General features: G+C 62.6%; 1 protein-coding gene and 1 pseudogene. One reads left to right on the plus strand and one right to left on the minus strand.

The annotated features are described in order from the left end of the window. Positions 1 to 321 (minus strand): annotated as a pseudogene (locus C0456_RS20815) (sugar transferase); the annotation flags it as partial. Positions 322 to 531: 210 nt separating this feature from the next. Between C0456_RS20815 and C0456_RS20820 the strand changes: the two are divergent. Continuing rightward, complete coding sequence (locus C0456_RS20820) at positions 532 to 1,020, plus strand: nuclear transport factor 2 family protein (RefSeq protein WP_291056712.1); 489 nt, start codon at positions 532 to 534, stop codon at positions 1,018 to 1,020. Positions 1,021 to 1,037: the final 17 nt, after the last annotated feature.

Here is a 1,037-nt window from a genome sequence, read left to right on the forward strand (position 1 = left end):
GACGTCGCTGCGGATGATGAAATCAATCACGGCAAGCGCGATGATGCCGAGGCTGATCGCCACCAGCACCCGTGCCCCGGCAAAGCGCAGGCTCCGCAGGGCGTAGGGTCCGTAGACTCCAACTGCAATCATCGCCAGCCAGATGACCATCGCGGTGCCAAGCAAGGCCCATCCGCGCCCACCCAGCGCGCCGGCATCCATGCCGATCTGCACCGCACGCCACTGCCACGCGATCTCGCTCGCCAGCACCAGCAGCCCGAGATCGAGCAGCCCGAGCAGCAGCACGGCATTGGGGATGTAATGCTTGAACAGGCGGATCATCGCGCGCGGGGCCTCTGGTGCATGCCAGACAGCTTCTACGAGCGAGACCTTAAGTGTCGGTAAATTTTACACCCCACTGTAAAGTGCGCGCATTTCTGCGGGGTGCGAGGGTTAATGGCGGATTTGCAATCTGTCGTCTCGGGGGTGCTTTCGTCGCCGTTCCGGGTTAGGCATGGGGCAGGATGAATTCAGGCAAAGCGGGAGTCGGTTATGGCCGGGCAAAGCAACCGACGCGAAGCGATGGGGATCGGGTTGTTGGCCGCGGCAACCCCTCAGATCGCCTTGGACGGCGACGAGGCGGGTTCGGCAGAGGCAGTCTTGATGAGCTTCCTGCGCAGTTTCGCGGCCTGCGACCTTGCTGCCATGGAAACGGCCTTCGCCCCCGAGGCTACCAGCTTCGACGGCATCTATGCCGGAACGAATCAGTCTGCCCCCACGCGGGAAAGCCTCAAGCGAGCGAGCGGCATGCCTGCCGCGATGCGTCGCATTGCGCTCGCCTTGCCCAAAGAACGGACAGGTCCGCCGTATCATCGTCCTGATCTCATTCACGACCTGCTCGTGCAACTCCACGGTGACATGGCGCTGTGCACCTTCCATTTCGACAATCCCGAGCGGCTCGGGAGGCGCACGATCGTGCTGGTGCGACGCGGCGGCGACTGGAAAATTCTCCACATCCACGCTTCCAATCAGCAATTCTGACCCGTCACACGCCGGAA

Origin of the sequence: Hyphomonas sp. (assembly GCF_013823385.1) — a bacterium.
In the GTDB taxonomy this organism is placed as follows: Bacteria; Pseudomonadota; Alphaproteobacteria; order Caulobacterales; family Hyphomonadaceae; genus Hyphomonas.

Coding starts and splice junctions, on each gene's coding strand:
- C0456_RS20820 (WP_291056712.1), top strand. CDS start 532: ATGGCCGGGCAAAGCAACCGACGCGAAGCGATGGGGATCGGGTTGTTG.